This window comes from Bacillus sp. PS95 (assembly GCF_037963565.1).
Lineage (GTDB): Bacteria > Bacillota > Bacilli > Bacillales > Bacillaceae > Bacillus > Bacillus subtilis.
This window is the reverse complement of the sequence record NZ_CP150160.1, coordinates 3,528,918-3,549,914: the sequence shown is the minus strand read 5'-3', so window position 1 is coordinate 3,549,914 and position 20,997 is coordinate 3,528,918. Positions and strand designations below refer to the sequence as shown.

The following is a 20,997-nucleotide window of genomic DNA, read 5'->3' as shown; positions in this document are numbered from 1 at the left end:
TGATTTTTTCATAATGAGGAGAAGGATATTTGAACTAAAAATATCCTTACTGAAGTTAAGCGTTGATTTTCATTCTTTCATCTGCTAACATATTATCATATTAGCGAACTAAAGGATTCGGAATTTTCCTTCATAAGATAACAGCGGAGGTGCTCGGGTTGATGTTTATGTTTGAAAAACCGCACGGCATGAGAGATACACTGCCCGGTTTATACGAAACGAAAAAAAAGGTGAGACGATCGTTAACCGATTTGATTGATAAATGGGGATATCAATTTATGGAAACGCCGACACTGGAGTTTTACGATACGGTTGGCGTCCAGTCAGCAATTGAAGAGCAACAGCTGTTTAAGCTACTTGATCAGGACGGCAAGACATTGGTGCTTCGCCCGGATATGACGGGGCCGATTGCAAGGGTGGCGGCATCGAAGCTTCTGAAACACGGTCATCCGCTAAGAGTCGGCTATGCGGCAAATGTATTCAGGGCTCAGGAGCGTGAAGGCGGACGTCCGGCTGAGTTTGAGCAGGTCGGAGTGGAGTTAATCGGTGACGGCACGACGAGTGCGGATGCGGAGGTCATTGCTTTAGTCGTCGGGGCATTGAAAAACGCTGGGCTGGCATCCTTTAAAATTGCCATTGGCCATGCTGGCATTGCGGATGCTTTGTTTGTTGAGGTGCTCGGGAACGTTGAACGAGCTGATGTGCTGCGGAGGTTCTTATATGAAAAGAACTACGTCGGCTACAGAGAGCATGTCAAGTCTCTCCCGCTTTCCTCCATTGATAAAAGCAGGCTGCTTGAGCTCCTTGAACTGCGGGGCGGTATAGAAGTATGCGGACGTGCCGAGGAAATCGTCGATTCTGCGCAAGGAAAAAGCGTGGTTGATGAGCTGAAGGCGCTGTGGGACATTCTTGAGGATTACGGATGTACGGAAAATGTCCGCCTGGATCTGAATATGGTCAGCCACATGAGCTATTACACAGGGATTTTATTTGAAGTGTACGCCGAGAATGTCGGTTTTGTCATTGGAAGCGGCGGCCGTTACAACAAGCTGCTGGGCCATTTTGATTCACCTGCACCGGCAACAGGCTTCGGGCTTCGGATCGACCGGCTGATTGAAGCCCTTCATATGAAAGAAGAACCTTGTGATATAGACGCTGTTATTTTCAGCAAAGAGCAGCGGGCGCAAGCCATCGCTTATGCGAATGAAGAACGCATGAAAGGGAACAAAGTGGTTCTTCAAGATTTATCGGGAATAGAAAATATCGACCAGATGACAAAATCTTTTGCAAACGTCACTTATTTTATCGGTGCCAGAAAGGAAGAGCAAAATGGGTAAGTTACTCACAATGGCGATGCCAAAGGGCCGGATATTTGAAGAAGCGGCAGGGCTGCTGAGGCAGGCAGGCTACAGGCTCCCTGAGGAGTTTGAAGATTCGAGAAAACTGATCATCGATGTGCCGGAGGAAAATCTTCGTTTCATATTAGCGAAGCCGATGGACGTAACTACGTATGTGGAGCATGGCGTGGCAGACGTCGGAATTGCGGGCAAGGATGTCATGCTGGAGGAGGAACGCGATGTGTATGAGGTACTGGATTTAAAAATCAGCAAATGCCACTTAGCTGTCGCCGGACTTCCGAATACAGACTGGAGCGGAGTGGCGCCAAGAATCGCGACAAAGTATCCGAATGTGGCTTCCAGTTATTTCAGAGAGCAGGGAGAACAAGTCGAGATCATTAAGCTCAACGGTTCAATTGAACTGGCTCCGCTCATTGGGCTTGCAGATCGGATAGTGGACATTGTTTCCACAGGACAGACGCTGAAAGAAAATGGGCTTGTTGAAACGGAGCACATTTGTGACATTACCTCTCGCTTTATTGTCAACCCGGTAAGCTATCGCATGAAAGACGATGTGATTGACGAAATGGCATCCCGCCTATCTCTCGTTGTGGAAGGAGAGACGGCAAAATGAAGATCAAAACCATCAGCGGAGCGGAACGGCTTTCTCTCAAGCGTTCCATCGATGCCGGAACGGAAGAGCAAAGAAAGACGGTCCGGTCCATTATTGAAGATGTTAAAGCAAACGGTGATCAGGCGGTTCGCAGCTACACGGCGAAATTTGACGGCATCGAAATAGACAGCCCGCTGGTCACAAAAGAAGAATTTGAGGAGGCATACACCTCACTGGATTCACGTCTTCTTCAGGTGATTAGGCAGGCAATCGAAAATGTTAGGGAATATCACGAAAGACAGCTGCAATCCTCCTGGTTTTATCACAGAAAGGACGGCACAATGCTGGGGCAGAAAGTGACGGCGCTGGATTCCGCCGGTGTATATGTGCCGGGGGGAACGGCCGCATATCCTTCATCTGTTTTGATGAATGTGATTCCGGCGCTCGTAGCGGGCGTTGAAAGAATCGTTCTCGTCACGCCTCCGGAAAAAGACGGTCTGCTGTCTCCTGGAGTTTTGGTTGCTGCAGCCGAGCTGGGCATAAAAGATATTTACAAAATGGGCGGCGCTCAGGCGATTGCGGCGTTAGCATACGGAACAGAAACCATTGAACCGGTGGATAAAATCACGGGTCCGGGCAACATTTATGTCGCGCTTGCCAAACGAGAAGTGTTCGGCGATGTCGATATCGATATGATTGCCGGACCTAGTGAAATCGTCGTGCTGGCTGATGAAACAGCGATTCCGAGCGAAATTGCAGCCGATCTGCTGTCACAGGCGGAACACGATAAGCTCAGCTCATGTGTGTTTGTCACAGATTCCATGGCGCTGGCCGAGGCGGTTTCAGCCGAGGTGAGTAAGCAGCTGAAAACCTTGCCGCGAAGAGAAATAGCGGAAGCTTCAGTGAGAGATTACGGTTGTATATATGTGGCGGAAACAATGGTGGAAGCGATTAATACTGTCAATACACTCGCGCCAGAGCATTTAGAAATCATAACACAGTCTCCGGAAGCTTTGCTTGGCAGTATCAAACATGCGGGTGCAATTTTCTTAGGCAGATACAGCCCTGAGCCTGTCGGTGATTATTTTGCCGGACCGAACCATGTGCTTCCGACAAACGGAACAGCCAGATTTTCAAGTCCATTAAACGTAACTGATTTTCAAAAGAAATCGAGCATTATTTCTTACAGTCAATCAGCCTTTGAAGAACATGCCGAAAGCATCGCGGCTTTTGCCAGACTGGAAGGGTTAGAAGCCCATGCCAGATCAATTGATGCGAGAGAACGGAGGATTTCTAAATGAGAAAAGCGGAACGCGTCAGGAAAACAAACGAAACAGATATTGAACTGGCATTTACAATAGACGGCGGGGGACAAGCGGATATCAAAACAGATGTGCCGTTTATGACACATATGTTGGATTTATTCACGAAACACGGCCAATTCGATCTTTCCATTAACGCAAAAGGCGATGTTGATATAGATGATCACCACACGACTGAAGATATCGGCATCTGCTTAGGGCAGGCGCTGCTCAAAGCGTTGGGCGATAAAAAAGGAATCAAACGCTACGGATCGGCGTTTGTGCCGATGGATGAGGCACTTGCTCAAGTTGTGATTGATTTAAGCAACCGGCCGCACTTAGAAATGCGCGCTGATTTCCCGGCTGCTAAAGTCGGAACTTTCGATACGGAGCTTGTACATGAATTTTTGTGGAAGCTGGCGCTCGAAGCTCGAATGAACCTGCACGTCATCGTTCATTATGGCACAAACACCCACCACATGATTGAAGCCGTTTTTAAAGCACTGGGACGTGCGCTTGATGAAGCGACAACGATCGATCCGCGAGTTAAAGGAATACCGTCAACGAAAGGGATGCTGTAAATGATCGGCGTGATAGATTACGGAATGGGGAATTTATACAGTGTCTCAAAGGCGCTTGAACGTGTCGGCGTGCCGTATTTTGTTTCTGAAAAGCCGGAGGAGCTGAAAGAAGCTGATGCCTTCATTTTGCCGGGAGTTGGTTCATTTGGAGACGCGATGGACAATTTGCGCTACACGAAGCTTGATCAATTGATTCACGATATGGTCTCAGAGGGAAGACTGCTTCTAGGGATCTGCCTCGGCATGCAGCTTTTATTTGAAGAAAGCGAAGAAAACGGCACCGCTTCAGGACTCGGGCTGTTAAAAGGAAAAGCAGTCAGGCTGAAAGCAGAAGATGAAAAAGGAAACAAGCTGAAGGTTCCGCATATGGGCTGGAATCGTCTTTCTTTTCATAATGAATCTCCGCTGCTGACTAAAACAGAACAAGGCTACGCTTACTTCGTTCATTCCTATTACATTGACGGGATGGAGGAGAACGCGCTTCTGGCAAGCGCCGATTATGGTGTACGAGTGCCTGCTGTAGTCGGAAAAAGAAACGTCTTCGGCGCCCAATTTCATCCGGAAAAAAGCAGCACAGTCGGAATGTCTATTTTAACTCAATTTACGAAAATGGCAGCAGAACAGAAGGTGAAAAAATGAGTGCTTTTACATTATATCCGGCAATTGATATGAGAAACGGCAAATGTGTCCGCCTTGTTCAAGGGGATTACAATAAGGAAACGATATATGGCGATTCACCGTACGACATGGCTGAGTTATTTGCGAAAGAGGGTGCCGAATGGATCCATCTCGTTGATCTCGACGGGGCCAAAGAAGGGAAAAGAGTGAATGACCGCCATGTGATTGAGATTGCGCAAAAGCTGAACCTGAAAGTCGAAATCGGTGGCGGGATCCGTTCCGAAAAAGACGTCTATGAATATTTATCAGCAGGAGTCGATCGGGTGATCCTGGGAAGCTCAGCAGTTTCTAACCCTCCGTTTGTCAAAAAAATGCTGAAACAATATGGCGAGAAAATTGCAATCGGACTGGATGCGAGAAACGGTTTTGTTTCAACAGAGGGATGGCTTGAAACATCAACCCTTAAGGCAACTGAACTGGGCAAAGAGCTAGCCAATGAAGGTGCGGAAGTCTTTATTTTTACTGACATCGCGACAGATGGAATGCTGTCAGGCCCCAATGTTAAAAGCACGGTCGAGCTTGCTAAGGAAACGGGGAAATCGGTGATCGCTTCCGGCGGAGTCAGCTCCGTCGCGGATCTCGAAGCTCTCGCCCGCAATGAGGCGGACGGCGTCTCTGGAGCGATCATCGGAAAAGCGTTGTATACCAATCAGTTTACGCTGTGTGAGGCGCTTGAAAGGGTGAAGCGCAAATGATCACAAAACGGATTATCCCATGCCTTGATGTCAAAGAAGGACGCGTTGTCAAAGGAATTCAATTTCTCGAATTGAAGGATGCCGGTGACCCAGTTGAACTCGCCGAAGTGTACGACCGGGAAGGTGCGGATGAACTTGTTTTTCTTGATATCTCTGCCTCGCACGAAGGACGAAAGACGATGGTTGACGTTGTGGAACAGGTTGCCGCGAAGCTTGCCATTCCGTTTACAGTCGGCGGCGGCATCAATCAGCTCAGTGATATGAAAACGATACTGCGTGCCGGAGCGGACAAAGTGTCGGTGAACACGGCAGCTGTTCTCCGCCCTGAGCTGATTGCAGAAGGAGCCGAGTTTTTCGGTTCGCAATGCATCGTTCTTGCCATTGATGCCAAGTATGACAAAGAATCTGACACATATAAGGTCTATACGCACGGCGGCAGAAAGAAAACAGATTGGGAGGTCACCGCGTGGGCAAAAGAGGGCGTCAAACGCGGGGCAGGAGAAATATTGCTGACAAGCATGGACTCTGACGGTGAGAAAAAAGGCTTCGACCACACGCTGACAAAGCTTGTTTCCGAAGCTGTCCCCGTCCCTGTTATCGCCTCGGGAGGCGCGGGAAACGCACAGCATATGCTTGAGGCTTTTACAAAAGGAGAAGCCGACGCCGCGCTGGCCGCCTCAATTTTTCATTATAAAGAAACATCGATTAAAGAAGTGAAATCATACTTGAAAGAGTACGGGGTGAATGTGAGATGAAACAGGCAGATGAACTGCGTTTTAACGAGGACGGATTAATTCCTGCTATCGTGCAGGATGCGGCAAGCAAAGAAGTGCTGACACTTGCGTATATGAACAAGGAATCGTACGAAAAAACGCTGGAAACGAAGGAAACATGGTTTTACAGCCGCTCACGCCAAGCGCTATGGCATAAAGGAGAAACCTCAGGGAACACGCAAGCCGTCAAAGGTATCCGGTATGACTGCGATCAAGACGCGCTGCTCGTACTCGTAGAACCGTCAGGCCCGGCATGCCACACTGGCAGATACAGCTGTTTTACGAAGGAACAAACAGAAGAACAGGCCGCGGACCGATTCGGCATCATGAACGAACTGGAGCGGGTGATCGCGGAACGCCAAGCGGAAATGCCTGAAGGAGCTTACACCACGTACCTCTTCCGTGAAGGCGTCGATAAGATTTTGAAAAAAGTAGGAGAAGAAGCATCCGAAGTCATCATCGCCGCGAAAAACCGGGATCATGAGGAACTCAAATGGGAAGCGGCAGACCTGCTGTATCACCTGCTTGTCCTGCTCAGAGAACAATCCCTGCCGCTGGATGATGTGCTTGACGTATTGAAAAAACGCCATTCTGAGAAAGAAGAGTAAAGAGCCGTATGATACGGCTCTTTTTGTTTTGTGAAAAAAGTAATAGGTATTTAGATTTATATTAGGTGTTATATATGAATAGTTAATAAAAGGAGATCAAAACCGAGTCTGATTTCCTATTTATCCAAATTCCGCCATGATGTAACATGAAAAAGGATGAAATATTCATCTCTTAACCAGGTCAATAGAATTATTTTTGATATAAAAATAGAATACTATTCTCACAAAACCCGTGGAGGTTCGTAATGAAAAAGATCATCTTTATTTGCTTCAGCTTATTACTTGCCCTGACAGGAGGATGCAGTATGCATGACAATGATAAAAACACCACAAATGACAATAAAACAGAAGCCGTAAAACCAAAAGACATGGATCCAAAAGACCTGCCGCAAGTTCCGGCGTTTCAAGATGAGAAAACGAGAGAGTACATGGTGTCAACGAAAGAAGAGGAGCCGGGGTATTATTTGCTTGAATCTAAGCTGAAAGGGTTTAGGATGTTGTTTCCGGAGGATGGGGAGTATGCACCTGATCTTTCAAGTATAGGAGAAAATGAGGAAACAATAGTATTTGATAGTTTCAATAAAAAAACTAACATTCAATATGACGGGCAATTAGATTATCATCAAGAAAAAAGTTTTGCGAATGACAAGGATACAATGCTTGACATTGTAAGCGGCAGAAATAGCTATAAAGGAAAATACGAAGAAAGAGAGCTATCTGATAAAATTGTATATTCTGCTCAAAAGAAAAGCAGTTTTGATGATGTGGATGAAAAGAATAATTTTTCTTATAGATTTTTTGGTTATGTTAAATCTAAAAAAGAGGATTATTTAGGAATAGAGTATTCTTTTCGTTTTTCTTGCTATAAGGGTAAAGAGGTTTGTTCATTAAAGAAAGAAGAAGCAGAAAAAAAAGTTCGAAAAATAATTGATTCTATCACCTTTTTAAAAGTTAAAAAGGAGAAATAGAGAAAATGGAAAATAAGAATATATTTGAAAATGAAAATGTAAAGCTGCGTTTAATTGACTTGGAGTACGATTATAAAGAAAAATTTGCTTCTAATATTGAAAGTGAAATAAAGAGAGCTAAAACAGGTTTTGAAGTCGAGGTGCGTCGAATATACAAAGAAGAAACACATCGAGATCTTCCAAAAAATCTGGAAATATACACATCTAATGAACTTATTAAAAAAAATTCGAAAATAGATACATCAATAAGAGAGTCCGGATATGATGGTACAGCTATTTATATTAAGGATGATAAACAACACGTTAATCAACTTCATATTATTTCAGAGGGGAGTGCTGATAACGAAGACTGGTCATACAATTTCTTTGGTCTCTTTTTAGGGATAGATGACAGCCAGTACCAAGCGACAAAAGAGTTTGTAAGAAATGCCAAAAGAGAAACAGAGAATTCTCATGATTTAAAGACCTTTGCTATGGGCCACTCACTGGCAAATAATAATCAGGTGATGGTTCAATTAATTGACGGAGAATTTGATGAGGTTTATGGGGTTAACGGAGCTCAAATAAGCGTTGACCACCTGCTAGCAACTGATTTGAATTTGAGAGATAGGCTAATGCATAAATTTCATATTAGACGCTTAAAAGATATAAATGATATCCCACCAGATAAGCTAAAAAAAGAAATCCAAAAATATTATGAAGACAAAGGCGTAACAGCAAACATCATCCAACGCATCTCAAAAGATGACCCGCTGTATGGAGTCAGCGGCAAGGCCGATTTCATTACATTCGGTGATGTGAAGATGGCAGATACAAATACAAGTGTAAAAGGCATCCGAAACATTATGGATGGGGTTCCTGACGAAGATGTGAGGTCAATTCAAAAATTCCTTCAAAAATATAAGGATGACTATGAAAAAGACGGCTTGAACGGTTTTATAAAGGCAGCCAGCGGGATAGACATAGACCTGATTGAGAAAGTGAAAAACACAGACGGCGCTTTAAAGAAAGTAAGTGTTCTATATGAGCATTTTGATGATGTTAAGCAAATGTATGGCCGAATAAAAGAGGAACTGCCGTCGTTTTTAGGTTTTCTTCATACCTTGTTGAGAAACAGCGGACCGGTCGTAGATCAGTTAGCTGAAAACGGTTATATTGATGAAACGCAAAAGAAAGTGATCAAAAAAGAATTTACGAATATTAATGCGAGTATGCGAGGCATAGAATCACGGTACGAACATTTCATTGACCATTTAAAGCATGGCCAATTTATGCAAGCTTTGAAAGACGTTGGTGAAATAGTGGACTATGTAAAATCAATTCTGTCCTCATTGAAAACACTCGACACAGAAACAAAAGACGCACTAAAACTTATCGTCGACGGCCACAGTATCGTTCAAATGCTCAACGCCTTGTCAAAGGAAAAAGGCTTCAGCTATAAAGGCACCGATATTTATTTTACAGGGAAGAGCGGCTCGGGAGAAACGATTCAAGTCAATCTCTCATCCGCTGTCAGAATCTATCAAAACGGTATGAAAATCGTTGAAGATATGGAAGATGCGATTTCTAAGTACCAGAAGGTTTACAGTCAGGAAATCGATGAAGACTTCATAGACAAAAAGCAGGCGATCATCACGGCTATTCATCATATGGAAGAAAACCCTTCGCATTATGCCTTCGATCTTCAATTCCGGCTTGCAGCTGGTTTCAGCCACACATTCGATAAATTGGAGAAAATCTCAGTTCATGAATCATTCCACACAGGTGCGCTTCCTGCTAATGATGGAATTGTTGCTGAATTAAAAAAACAGACAACAGAAAAAAGAGATTTTATCAAAAATATCCGCGAGAGTATTGAAAAGCTGTTTGAAAAAGAAGAAATGATTTCTCAGTTATTTGATTTTCAGCCTTAGGAGGAATATGAAGAGTGACTTCCTTATTTTCAGAAAGTGAAACAGAAATTGTATCAACGACCTATATGTTTCTTACCCAAGATGAAATGAAGGGGAAAGCGGGCACCCTCAATCAACCGATCAACGACTTTCTCAGCCTGACAAAGAAATTTGAGTCTTCATTAAAAGAGGAAATCAAAGGGCAAAAAGGGTTGATTGTAAAAAAAATAAAAAAAGAGCTTGAGTCTAATAGCGAAAAACGAAAAGCTGCCCTTCAGATGATAAAAGAAGAACATACCGCAAAAGTTGATCGGTACAAAATGATAATAGAAGACCTGCGACAGCAGGATGTAACATTGACTTACAGAAAAAAGAAGCCAGTGAAAGATGTCTAACACAAAAATCTCCTATTCAAACAATGAGTGGGAGATTTTTATTTTGATCACGGCAAAAATATACTGAAAAAGTCTTTCTCCATTGATATGATTGAGAAAGAGTAAAAATCATCCTTTTGCTATGACTTTTCACCTTTCTGAACGCTGAAACAGGAGGAAAATATATGCCAACCAAGAAACAAAAATCTAAAAGTAAATTGAAACCCTTTTTTGCCTTAGTAAGACGGACCAATCCTTCTTATGGAAAGCTCGCCTTTGCGCTTGCCCTCAGTGTAGTAACCACGCTGGTCAGCCTGCTCATTCCATTATTAACGAAGCAGCTTGTCGATGGTTTTTCTATGTCAAATCTGTCAGGCACGCAAATCGGTTTGATCGCGCTGGTGTTTTTCGTTCAGGCGGGTTTAAGCGCTTATGCCACCTATGCGCTTAACTATAATGGACAAAAAATCATTTCCGGGCTGCGGGATTTATTATGGAAGAAATTAATTAAGCTGCCTGTCTCTTATTTCGATACAAATGCTTCCGGAGAAACAGTCAGCCGTGTAACGAACGATACGATGGTTGTCAAAGAATTGATTACAACCCATATCAGCGGATTTATTACAGGCATCATTTCTGTCATTGGATCATTGACAATCTTGTTTATTATGAACTGGAAGCTGACACTGCTTGTGTTAGTGGTCGTTCCGCTGGCCGCTCTTATTTTGGTGCCGATTGGACGGAAAATGTTCTCCATTTCACGGGAAACACAAGATGAAACAGCCCGTTTTACAGGCCTGCTTAATCAAATTCTCCCGGAAATCAGACTTGTCAAAGCTTCAAATGCGGAGGATGTCGAATACGGCCGCGGGAAAACAGGGATTTCCTCATTATTTAAGCTTGGCGTTCGAGAAGCTAAGGTTCAATCACTTGTCGGCCCGCTTATCTCACTCGTGTTAATGGCAGCCCTTGTCGCAGTCATCGGATATGGCGGCATGCAGGTATCTTCAGGCGAGCTCACAGCCGGAGCGCTCGTGGCTTTTATTTTATATTTGTTTCAAATTATTATGCCGATGGGCCAGATTACAACGTTTTTCACACAGCTGCAAAAATCAATCGGTGCAACAGAACGAATGATTGAGATTTTAGCAGAGGAAGAGGAAGATACAGTGACAGGAAAACAAATTGAAAATGCGCATCTCCCTATCCAGCTGGATTGCGTGTCTTTTGGATATAAGCCTGATCAGCTGATCTTAAAAGAGGTCAGCGCTGTCATTGAAGCAGGTAAAGTCACAGCGATTGTCGGTCCGAGCGGCGGGGGGAAAACGACGCTGTTTAAGCTGCTTGAACGTTTTTATTCTCCGACTGCAGGGTCCATTCGGCTGGGGGACGAGCCGATTGATACTTATTCGCTTGAATCGTGGCGGGAGCACATCGGGTATGTATCGCAGGAAAGCCCGTTAATGTCCGGGACAATCAGAGAAAATATTTGCTACGGGTTAGAACGAGATGTGACGGATGCTGAGATCGAAAAAGCCGCGGAGATGGCATATGCGCTCAATTTTATAAAGGAGCTGCCGAATCAGTTTGATACAGAAGTAGGCGAACGCGGCATTATGCTGTCAGGCGGACAAAGGCAAAGAATCGCGATTGCGAGAGCGCTTCTCCGTAACCCAAGCATTCTTATGCTCGATGAAGCTACCTCAAGTCTCGACAGCCAATCTGAAAAATCAGTTCAGCAGGCGCTGGAGGTGCTGATGGAGGGCCGCACAACGATTGTTATCGCTCACCGCCTATCTACCGTTGTAGATGCGGACCAGCTTTTGTTTGTTGAAAAAGGGGAAATTACCGGTCGTGGAACACACCATGAGTTAATGGCTTCCCATGGTCTTTATAGGGATTTTGCTGAACAGCAGCTGAAAATGAATGCGGACTTAGAAAACAAAGCTGGGTAAATTCTGGTCGAATCAGCCAATAAAAAAGAGGAGGGATTTTCCCAATCCTTCCTTTTGAACTATTGAGGGGCTTACGATTTATGGTATACTACTGACGGTAATATTGTATAAAACGGAGGATAGTTGTGGGAAAACACACTTCTGAACATAAAAATCACGCACAAATTGTCCAGCTGCTTCAAGATGGACAATATTTTTTTCATAAAGGCTTGAAAGCGTATAAAGAGCGCAATCTAAAACGGGCAAGCAAACTGATTCAGCGCGCGGTTCATTTGGAGCCGGAGGATTCAGAGATGCTTTCACAGCTTGCGGTCATTTATTCGGAAATGGGCCAGTATCAAGAGTCGAACGATCTTCTTGACTATATCATGGCAAATCTGGAGGCCGAAATGCCGGAGTGCCATTACTTTAAAGCGAATAACTTTGCCCATCTGGGGCTCTTCCAGGAAGCTTATAAAGAAGCGGCCGCTTATTCTGATGCGGACCCGGATGGTGAATTCGCCGAAGAAAACGATAGTCTGCTTGATTTGCTCGATTTAGGAGACGACGGCATTGAGGATTCGTTGTATGACCAGGATGAACTGCTGGTGAAACAGGATCGGGCAAAGTCATTGCTGGAAAGCGGCCAGCTTGCTGAAGCAGTTGCGGCGCTTGAGGAAATCACAGCTGAATATCCGGAGCTTTGGTCAGCATACAACAATCTCGCGCTTGCCTATTTCTATTCAGGAAACGTTGTAAAAGCGAAGCAAACCGCTTATGAAGTGCTTTCTCATAATGAAGGAAATCTTCACGCCTTATGCAATCTTCTCGTTTTCTACTATTATGAAAGAGAAGACGAAAAAGTGGCGGAATTGAGTGATCAGCTCTCCAATGTCTATCCGATGCTATTGGAGCAGCGTTATAAATTGGGTGCTACATTGGCGCTTGTCGGCCGCTACGAGATCGGATATAAATGGCTCAAATCATTATATAAAACCGGCTTTGAAGGTGACGACACCTTCTTTTACTGGCTTTCCTGCTCTGCTTATTTTACGGGACATACCGACTTTGCCGAGACGATCTGGAGAAAAGTCGAGTCGCAATATCCCGGCGAAGACCGCCCGGCGCCTTGGATTGAGCGGAGGGAAGCTCTTCCTTCATCTGTGGAGCAGCGTCTCGCAGCCTATTATATCAGCAGCACAAAGGGAGAAACAGAGCATCTTGAAGCGGTGATACGCTCAAAGAGAATCACCGCTCCTTTTGAAACTCATTTTGTAAAGCTGCTTCTGAATGGAGATTCTGCTGCTGCTGACGTTTCAGAGGATGCACTTTTCGCTTATCAAACGGTCAAATTATTAGAGCAAGCTGAAAAAGAAGAGATGAAAACAGAAGTCATGAGCTGCTGGGTTTTCCATGTCATCCAGCAAATTCGTGCAGCTGCTCCGTTGAAGAATGAGAAAGGCTGGGCAGCAGCCATCTGTTATATTTGGAAAGAAGCCCATGGCAAGCAAGACACGAAAAAAGACACAGCGGCCCGATTCGGCATCTCTCCGGCAACTTTGACGAAATATATGAAATATATTGATGATATTCTAGAATAGTAAATTTTAAAGAGTCGATTTATTTAATCGGCTCTTTTTTTGTTTGATAGATTATATTGAGAAAATAATATCGACAGTTTTTTTACACGCTTAAGAAAAATGACAAATGATGTGTGACTTGACATCTGTTTGAAACATAAATGTAATAAAATTTATCGCTAATTTGTCGAAACTTGATGGTATAATGATTCTCGTACATAAGGAATTAGTGTTTTTTACATATGATGTGAAATAAACGCTATACAACCAGAATAAGAGATGCACAGAATAATTAACCATAAACAACCATCATTCCTCGTAGAGTATGAGGAACGAAACTTGATGTTCAAAATACGATTCCAAATGAGGACAGGTTCACAGTAAAAGGGAGGATATAAAAAGTGAGAAAGAGTTTAATTACACTTGGTTTGGCTTCCGTCATCGGGACAAGCAGTTTTTTGATCCCATTTACAAGTAAAACTGCATCGGCGGAAACATTAGATGAAAAGAAACAAAAAATTGAAAGCAAGCAATCTGAGGTTGCTTCCAGCATTGAAGCGAAGGAAAAAGAATTAACTGAGCTTCAGGAAAATCAATCAAAGATTGAAAAAGAACTGAAAGACATTAACGCTAAGGCGCTTGATACAAGCAACAAGATCGAAGATAAAAAAGAAGAAAATGATAAAACAAAAGAAGAAATCAAAAAACTGAAAAAAGAGATTAAAGAAACTGAAGCACGCATCGAAAAACGCAATGAAATCCTGAAAAAACGCGTTCGTTCTTTACAGGAAAGCGGCGGATCTCAAGGATACATAGATGTTCTTTTAGGATCAACAAGCTTTGGTGACTTTATCTCTCGTGCGACTGCGGTTTCATCTATTGTGGACGCAGACAAAGATTTAATCAAACAGCAAGAGCAGGATAAAGCGAAGCTCGAAGATTCTGAAGCGGATTTGAATGACAAGCTGAAAGAAGTTCAAGCTGCATTGGCTAAATTAGAAACAATGCAAAAAGACCTTGATAAACAGCTTAATGAAAAAGACAAGCTTTTCGACGAAGCAAAAGCAAGCCAAAAGAAAACGGCTAAAGCGATTTCTGAATTAAAATCAGAGGCGTCTGAACTTGCAAATCAAAAAGCAAATACTGAAGCTGAACAAGCACGCATCAAAAAAGAACAAGAAGCAGCGGCTGCTTTGATCAAAAAGCAGGAAGAAGCACAAAAAGCATCTGATGAAACACAAACAGATGACAGTCAAACGGCTACAACTGAATCAGCAAAAGCAAGCTCATCTGATGATTCTTCAGACAATTCTTCTAACGGTTCATCAAACAGCTCGTCAAACGGCTCATCTTCTAAGAAGAGCAGCGGCTCAAACAGCAATTCAGGCGGCACTGTTATCAGCAACTCTGGCGGAATTGAAGGCGCGATCAGCGTTGGTTCAAGCATTGTAGGACAATCTCCGTACAAGTTTGGCGGCGGACGCAGCCAATCTGATATCAACAACCGTATTTTTGACTGCTCATCATTCGTACGCTGGGCATACGCTTCTGCAGGTGTTAACCTTGGACCTGTAGGCGGAACAACTACTGATACGTTAGTTGGCAGAGGACAAGCTGTCAGCGCATCTGAAATGAAACGCGGAGACCTTGTGTTCTTTGACACTTACAAAACAAATGGACACGTAGGAATCTACTTAGGAAACGGTACTTTCCTAAACGACAATACATCTCATGGCGTATCTGTTGACTCTATGAGCAATCCTTACTGGAAAAAAGCATTTAAAGGCGTTGTAAGACGTGTTGTTCAATAATAAATATGACAAGGGCCTTCTAAAACAGAAGGCTCTTTCTTTATTAACATATACCCTTTTCGAATACATTTAATCCTGTTGAGCAAAAAAATAGCGTATCACCATGAGATTTTATAGGATATGGGTAAGGAATACGTTTGATGGGGATTCTTATCTTATAAGAAGGAGCCCAAACTTGAAAAGATGGTTTAAGGAGTGAATAGTGTGTCAGAAGAAAAAATTTATGACGTGATTATAATCGGCGCGGGTCCTGCTGGGATGACGGCCGCTGTATACACATCAAGAGCGAATTTATCAACATTAATGATTGAAAGAGGAATTCCTGGCGGACAAATGGCCAATACGGAAGATGTAGAAAACTATCCTGGATTCGAAAGTATCCTTGGGCCTGAGCTTTCTAACAAAATGTTTGAACACGCGAAAAAATTCGGCGCTGAATACGCTTATGGCGATATTAAAGAGGTCATTGACGGCAAAGAGTACAAAGTAGTCAAAGCTGGTTCAAAGGAATATAAAGCACGTGCTGTCATCATTGCTGCAGGTGCGGAATATAAAAAAATCGGCGTGCCTGGCGAAAAAGAATTGGGCGGACGCGGTGTATCTTATTGTGCAGTATGTGACGGCGCTTTCTTTAAAGGCAAAGAACTTGTCGTTGTTGGCGGCGGAGATTCCGCGGTTGAAGAAGGCGTATATCTGACTCGTTTCGCTTCAAAAGTAACGATTGTTCACAGACGTGATAAACTCCGTGCTCAAAGTATTCTTCAAGCGAGAGCATTTGATAATGAAAAAGTTGACTTCCTATGGAACAAAACCGTGAAGGAAATTCATGAGGAAAACGGCAAAGTCGGTAACGTAACGCTTGTCGATACGGTAACCGGTGAAGAAAGTGAATTCAAAACAGACGGCGTATTCATTTACATTGGCATGCTTCCTCTGTCTAAACCGTTTGAGAATCTGGGCATTACGAATGAAGAAGGCTACATCGAAACAAACGACCGCATGGAGACAAAGGTTGAAGGAATTTTCGCTGCCGGAGACATTCGCGAAAAATCACTGCGCCAAATCGTAACCGCTACAGGAGACGGAAGCATTGCGGCACAAAGCGTACAGCATTATGTCGAAGAGCTTCAAGAAACGCTGAAAACCTTAAAATAAAAAGGGCTGTCATACGAGTTTCACATTACGTTACTGGGTTTTAATTCCGCTGTAACACATGTGTAATGCTTTTCGGTTATGATTAATAAAGTAATTGACCCCCTTTTTATAATGAATACACTTTTTTGGCACGGATTCTCCAGTTATCCGTGTCCTTTTTTTGTCCATAAATAAAAGATGAATGCCAGTTACAGCAAAATCATCTGAATTAAGGAATGAATATGCTGTAAAATAGAAGAAAAGATTGTCAATGTCTCTTCATTGTGGGAGGCATCTTGAAGCGGTATAATAAAGAGACGATGACAGGACGAAGGTTAGGTGACGTACTTGCAAAGAGTGACAAATTGTGTGCTTCAGACGGATGACAAAGTTCTTCTGCTTCAAAAGCCGAGACGCGGATGGTGGGTCGCGCCGGGAGGCAAGATGGAGAGCGGAGAATCAGTCAGAGACTCCGTCATCAGAGAGTACAGAGAAGAGACTGGTATCTATATCATAAATCCTCAATTAAAAGGCGTTTTTACCTTTATTATTAAAGACGGTGACCACATTGTCTCCGAGTGGATGATGTTTACGTTTGTCGCTGATTCATACACAGGACAAAATGTATCAGAATCAGAGGAAGGCAAACTGCAGTGGCACGATGTCAATGACATTCAGAGCCTGCCTATGGCCCCTGGAGACGGCCATATCCTTGATTTTATGATGAAGGGACAAGGGCTGCTGCACGGCACATTTACGTATACACCGGAATTTGAGCTGCTCAGTTATCGTTTAGACCCGCAGCACATCAAATAGAAAGACAAGTCAGGGGGGAGAAAGATGAGTGTTAGTGAATCACATGATATTCAGCTTGTCATTATAACCGGAATGTCGGGAGCGGGGAAAACTGTCGCGATCCAAAGCTTTGAAGATCTCGGCTATTTCTGCGTCGATAATCTTCCGCCTTCATTGCTTCCGAAGTTTTTAGAGCTGATGAAGGAATCAAATTCTAAAATGAGCAAAGTTGCGCTTGTGATGGATTTGCGCGGCCGCGAATTTTTTGACCGGCTGATTGAAGCGCTGGATGAAATGGCCGAAAATCCGTGGATCACACCGCGAATTTTATTCCTGGACGCGAAGGATTCCATTCTCGTCACAAGATATAAAGAAACGAGACGCTCGCATCCTTTGGCAGCGACTGGCCTGCCGCTTGAAGGCATTGCGCTGGAACGAGAGCTGCTTGAGGAATTAAAAGGCCGCTCTCAGATCATTTATGATACGTCTGACATGAAGCCGCGTGATTTGCGTGAAAAAATCGTGAAGCACTTTGCGACAAACCAAGGAGAGACATTTACCGTAAATGTCATGTCATTTGGTTTTAAATACGGTATTCCAATTGATGCAGATCTCGTCTTTGATGTCAGATTTTTGCCGAATCCGTACTATATCGAAAGCATGCGGCCGCTGACTGGCAAGGATAAAGAAGTTTCCTCTTACGTCATGAAGTGGAATGAAACACAAAAGTTCAATGAGAAATTAATTGATCTGCTGAGCTTTATGCTTCCATCTTATAAAAGAGAAGGAAAAAGCCAGGTTGTCATTGCGATCGGCTGCACAGGGGGCCAGCACCGCTCTGTGACATTAGCCGAGAATTTAGCTGATTATTTCAAAAAGGATTACTATACTCATGTTACTCACCGGGACATTGAAAAGAGAAGCCGGAAATAAGATGGGACAAAAGCCGAAAATTGCAATCTTTGGCGGCGGTACAGGTCTTTCTGTATTGCTTCGGGGCCTAAAGCATAAACCTGTTGACATCACGGCCATTGTAACAGTTGCCGATGATGGCGGAAGCTCTGGCCGTCTGCGGAATGAACTGAAAATTCCACCTCCCGGAGACATCAGAAATGTGCTTGCCGCTTTATCCGATGTGGAGCCGCTTGTTGAAGATCTTTTTCAGCACCGCTTCAATAAAGGGAATGACTTAACAGGCCATTCTCTCGGGAATTTGATTTTGGCAGCGATGACAAATATAACCGGTGATTTTTTTCACGCTGTCACAGAAATGAGCAAGGTGCTGAATGTCAGAGGAAAGGTTTTGCCGGCTGCCAATGCCAGTGTCGTTTTGCATGCTGAGATGGAAGATGGCCGCGTGGTCTCAGGCGAGTCAACGATCCCAGAATACGGACAGCGCATTAAGCGTGTTTTTCTCACGCCTGAACAGATTGATCCGCTGCCGGAAACAATAGACGTAATCAGGGAAGCGGATTTGATTATTATCGGCCCGGGAAGCCTCTATACCAGCATTCTTCCCAATTTGCTCGTCCCAAAAATCGGGGAAGAAGTGATAAAGGCGCCGGCGAAAAAAGTATACATTTGCAACGTGATGACTCAGCCCGGCGAAACGCTCCATTACACCGCTGCTGATCATGTGAAAGCGCTCAATCAGCATATGGGCTGTGGTTTTATTGATACGATATTAGTGAACAGTGAAGACATTCCCGACGAAATAAAACGTAAGTACGAAATGGAATCGGCGCGTCCTGTTGATTTTGATATCGAAGAGCTGAAAGCGATGGGGCTTGAAGTCATCAGAGATCAAATTGTAACGTATAAAAATGACGTAATACGTCACGATACACATAAAGTGGCCTCTCTTCTTGTTGATTTACTGAAAGAATGAAGCCTTGAAATGAGGTGGCTATATGTCATTTGCATCAGAAACAAAAAAAGAATTAACGAATCTGGAAGTGAAGGACTGCTGCATTAATGCCGAGCTGTCTGCACTCATTCGGATGAATGGAGCTTTATCATTTACAAACCGCCATCTCGTACTCGATGTTCAAACTGAAAACGCGGCGATTGCCCGCCGCATCTATACATTGCTGAAAAAACAATATGATGTGTCGGTCGAGCTGCTGGTCAGAAAGAAAATGCGGCTGAAAAAGAATAACGTCTATATTGTGCGTTTTTCAGAAAATGCAAAAACGATCTTAGAGGATTTAAAAATACTCGGGGAGAATTTTGTGTTTGAACGAAGTATTTCGAAAGAGCTGGTCAAAAAGAGATGCTGCAAGCGTTCTTATATGAGAGGAGCATTTTTGGCAGGAGGTTCGGTCAATAACCCGGAAACCTCCTCGTATCATTTAGAAATCTTCTCTCTTTATAAGGAGCATAACGATTCATTATGCGACCTGTTAAATGAGTTTCAGTTAAACAGCAAAACGCTTGAACGGAAAAAAGGCTACATTACCTATTTAAAAGAGGCTGAGAAGATTACAGAGTTTCTGAACGTAATTGGCGCTCACAATTCGCTTCTGCGATTTGAGGATGTCAGAATCGTCCGGGACATGAGAAATTCGGTCAACCGCCTCGTCAATTGTGAAACAGCCAACTTAAACAAAACAATCGGCGCATCGCTGAGACAGGTGGAAAATATTAAATACATCGATGAAAGAATCGGCCTGGAGGCGCTGCCTGAAAAACTTCGGGAAATTGCGCAGCTTCGGATTGATTATCAGGAAGTGACGCTGAAAGAGCTGGGGGAAATGGTAGCAAGCGGGAAAATCAGCAAATCAGGGATCAATCACAGGCTGAGAAAACTTGACGAAATCGCAGAACAGCTGCGGACAGGGCAAACCGTCACTTTAAAATAACCGTAAAGAAAAGGGGAGATCTTATGGTTCAACAGAAAGTGGAAGTTCGATTAAAGACAGGACTGCAAGCACGTCCTGCTGCTTTGTTTGTACAAGAAGCAAACCGGTTTACGTCAGATGTGTTTCTTGAGAAGGATGGGAAAAAAGTAAACGCCAAAAGCATCATGGGGCTGATGAGCCTTGCGGTAAGCACAGGCACTGAGGTTACCTTGATTGCCCAGGGAGAAGATGAACAAGAGGCGCTGGAGAAGCTGGCTGCTTACGTTCAAGAAGAAGTTTAGGTGATAAAAATGAGTGACTTTCTAAAAGACTGCTTTCAGAAAATTGGCTGGGAGAAAGATCATGTCAGCTTCGGCGATCTTCCCCTTTTTCTCAAAGCAATGGCATACCGTTTTCCATTCGAAAACCGTGCCGTACTTGCAAAAGAGAATTATAAGATCACAAAAGAAGAGCTATGGCGACGTCTGCTCAAAGATCAGCACGGCGGCCTATGCTACGATCTAAATGGTTTCCTTTATTTTGTCTTGCGTGAGGCCGGGTTTCACGTGAAGCTCATTCGAGGAACGGTTTATGCAGGCAATCAAGAGGGATGGGCACTAGAAGGGACGCATGCTGCTGTATGGCTGTCTGCGGAAAACGGCGATTACCTCGTTGATATCGGCTTCGGCATCAACCTGGCGCTCCAGCCGATACCGCTTTCCGGAGAAACGGTACAGTCACCAGTCGGGTCATTCCGAATCAAAAGAGAAGAGACAGAAAAGGGCAGCCATGTTCTGCTGATGGACAAGGGAGAAGGCTGGCAAATCGGGTACGCCTTTACTCTTGAAGAGAGTGATCTCGGTGATTTAGATAACATGAAGGACATCATTCACTCTCATGAAAAATCTCCTTTTAACAAATCCCCGCTTGCCTCAAAGCTGACGCCGAGCGGAAGGATGGTCATGTCAGAGCGCCATTTTACGATTCATGAAAACGGCGGTGACATTCAAAAAAGCGACATCGGCCCTTCAGGATTTGAAGAGAAATTAAATACTCATTTTTTGTAACGTGAAAAGCTTGCAG

Annotated in this window: 21 protein-coding genes; all 21 read left to right on the top strand. The window is 43.8% G+C overall.

Annotated features, from left to right (window positions below):
• Nucleotides 1–161: 161 nt before the first annotated feature.
• The 21 genes from NSQ12_RS18515 (at nt 162) to NSQ12_RS18415 (ending at nt 20,981) form a co-directional block, all read left to right on the top strand.
• Nucleotides 162–1,337, top strand: coding sequence for an ATP phosphoribosyltransferase regulatory subunit (locus tag NSQ12_RS18515; RefSeq protein ID WP_014481016.1), 1,176 nt, complete (start codon nt 162–164; stop codon nt 1,335–1,337).
• On the top strand, nt 1,330–1,971 hold the full coding sequence (hisG, locus tag NSQ12_RS18510; RefSeq protein WP_015251138.1) for an ATP phosphoribosyltransferase: 642 nt from the start codon (nt 1,330–1,332) through the stop codon (nt 1,969–1,971). Before NSQ12_RS18515 ends, hisG begins: the two co-directional genes overlap by 8 nt.
• Nucleotides 1,968–3,251, top strand: a complete 1,284-nt coding sequence (gene hisD, locus NSQ12_RS18505) for a histidinol dehydrogenase (RefSeq protein ID WP_339175330.1) — start codon at nt 1,968–1,970, stop codon at nt 3,249–3,251. The genes hisG and hisD overlap by 4 nt, the downstream gene beginning before the upstream one ends.
• On the top strand, nt 3,248–3,832 hold the full coding sequence (gene hisB / locus NSQ12_RS18500; RefSeq protein WP_015714780.1) for an imidazoleglycerol-phosphate dehydratase HisB: 585 nt from the start codon (nt 3,248–3,250) through the stop codon (nt 3,830–3,832). The genes hisD and hisB overlap by 4 nt, the downstream gene beginning before the upstream one ends.
• Complete coding sequence (gene hisH, locus NSQ12_RS18495; RefSeq protein ID WP_015251140.1) at nt 3,833–4,471, top strand: imidazole glycerol phosphate synthase subunit HisH; 639 nt, start codon at nt 3,833–3,835, stop codon at nt 4,469–4,471.
• Entirely contained in the window at nt 4,468–5,205 is a 738-nt protein-coding gene (gene hisA, locus NSQ12_RS18490) for a 1-(5-phosphoribosyl)-5-[(5-phosphoribosylamino)methylideneamino]imidazole-4-carboxamide isomerase (protein WP_339175328.1), read from the top strand. The genes hisH and hisA overlap by 4 nt, the downstream gene beginning before the upstream one ends.
• The gene (gene hisF, locus NSQ12_RS18485) at nt 5,202–5,960 is read left to right on the top strand and encodes an imidazole glycerol phosphate synthase subunit HisF (RefSeq protein WP_015384749.1); all 759 of its coding nucleotides are present in this window, start codon (nt 5,202–5,204) and stop codon (nt 5,958–5,960) included. The genes hisA and hisF overlap by 4 nt, the downstream gene beginning before the upstream one ends.
• Nucleotides 5,957–6,586: a bifunctional phosphoribosyl-AMP cyclohydrolase/phosphoribosyl-ATP diphosphatase HisIE gene (hisIE, locus tag NSQ12_RS18480; RefSeq protein WP_339175325.1), complete on the top strand. Its 630-nt coding sequence runs from the start codon at nt 5,957–5,959 to the stop codon at nt 6,584–6,586. The genes hisF and hisIE overlap by 4 nt, the downstream gene beginning before the upstream one ends.
• 245 nt (nt 6,587–6,831) lie before the next feature.
• The gene (locus NSQ12_RS18475) at nt 6,832–7,554 is read left to right on the top strand and encodes a lipoprotein YvcA (protein ID WP_339175324.1); all 723 of its coding nucleotides are present in this window, start codon (nt 6,832–6,834) and stop codon (nt 7,552–7,554) included.
• 5 nt (nt 7,555–7,559) lie between these two features.
• Nucleotides 7,560–9,467 carry a DUF6792 domain-containing protein gene (locus tag NSQ12_RS18470; RefSeq protein WP_038429714.1) on the top strand — a complete coding sequence of 636 codons (1,908 nt, stop codon included), beginning with the start codon at nt 7,560–7,562 and terminating at the stop codon, nt 9,465–9,467.
• 14 nt (nt 9,468–9,481) lie between these two features.
• Nucleotides 9,482–9,841, top strand: a complete 360-nt coding sequence (locus NSQ12_RS18465) for a hypothetical protein (protein ID WP_003228131.1) — start codon at nt 9,482–9,484, stop codon at nt 9,839–9,841.
• A 164-nt stretch (nt 9,842–10,005) separates the two neighbouring features.
• The gene (bmrA, locus tag NSQ12_RS18460; RefSeq protein WP_038429712.1) at nt 10,006–11,775 is read left to right on the top strand and encodes a multidrug resistance ABC transporter ATP-binding protein/permease BmrA; all 1,770 of its coding nucleotides are present in this window, start codon (nt 10,006–10,008) and stop codon (nt 11,773–11,775) included.
• 125 nt (nt 11,776–11,900) lie between these two features.
• Nucleotides 11,901–13,355 (top strand): tetratricopeptide repeat protein, encoded by a 1,455-nt coding sequence (locus tag NSQ12_RS18455; RefSeq protein ID WP_076457540.1) that lies wholly within the window; start codon nt 11,901–11,903, stop codon nt 13,353–13,355.
• A 380-nt stretch (nt 13,356–13,735) separates the two neighbouring features.
• Nucleotides 13,736–15,145, top strand: a complete 1,410-nt coding sequence (gene cwlO, locus NSQ12_RS18450) for a peptidoglycan DL-endopeptidase CwlO (RefSeq protein WP_014481004.1) — start codon at nt 13,736–13,738, stop codon at nt 15,143–15,145.
• Between the two features lie 204 nt (nt 15,146–15,349).
• Nucleotides 15,350–16,300 (top strand): thioredoxin-disulfide reductase, encoded by a 951-nt coding sequence (trxB, locus tag NSQ12_RS18445; protein WP_003243021.1) that lies wholly within the window; start codon nt 15,350–15,352, stop codon nt 16,298–16,300.
• Between the two features lie 318 nt (nt 16,301–16,618).
• Nucleotides 16,619–17,095, top strand: a complete 477-nt coding sequence (locus tag NSQ12_RS18440; RefSeq protein WP_339175321.1) for an 8-oxo-dGTP diphosphatase — start codon at nt 16,619–16,621, stop codon at nt 17,093–17,095.
• Nucleotides 17,096–17,119: 24 nt separating this feature from the next.
• Nucleotides 17,120–18,007, top strand: coding sequence for an RNase adapter RapZ (gene rapZ, locus NSQ12_RS18435; protein WP_003243903.1), 888 nt, complete (start codon nt 17,120–17,122; stop codon nt 18,005–18,007).
• Between the two features lies 1 nt (nt 18,008).
• Nucleotides 18,009–18,962 (top strand): gluconeogenesis morphogenetic factor, encoded by a 954-nt coding sequence (mgfK, locus tag NSQ12_RS18430; RefSeq protein WP_003244450.1) that lies wholly within the window; start codon nt 18,009–18,011, stop codon nt 18,960–18,962.
• A 22-nt stretch (nt 18,963–18,984) separates the two neighbouring features.
• A complete protein-coding gene (gene whiA, locus NSQ12_RS18425) occupies nt 18,985–19,935 on the top strand; it encodes a DNA-binding protein WhiA (protein ID WP_003228147.1) in 951 nt (316 codons plus the stop codon).
• A gap of 23 nt (nt 19,936–19,958) precedes the next feature.
• The gene (locus tag NSQ12_RS18420; protein WP_003219835.1) at nt 19,959–20,216 is read left to right on the top strand and encodes an HPr family phosphocarrier protein; all 258 of its coding nucleotides are present in this window, start codon (nt 19,959–19,961) and stop codon (nt 20,214–20,216) included.
• Complete coding sequence (locus NSQ12_RS18415) at nt 20,217–20,981, top strand: arylamine N-acetyltransferase (RefSeq protein ID WP_217024090.1); 765 nt, start codon at nt 20,217–20,219, stop codon at nt 20,979–20,981.
• Nucleotides 20,982–20,997 lie beyond the last annotated feature (16 nt).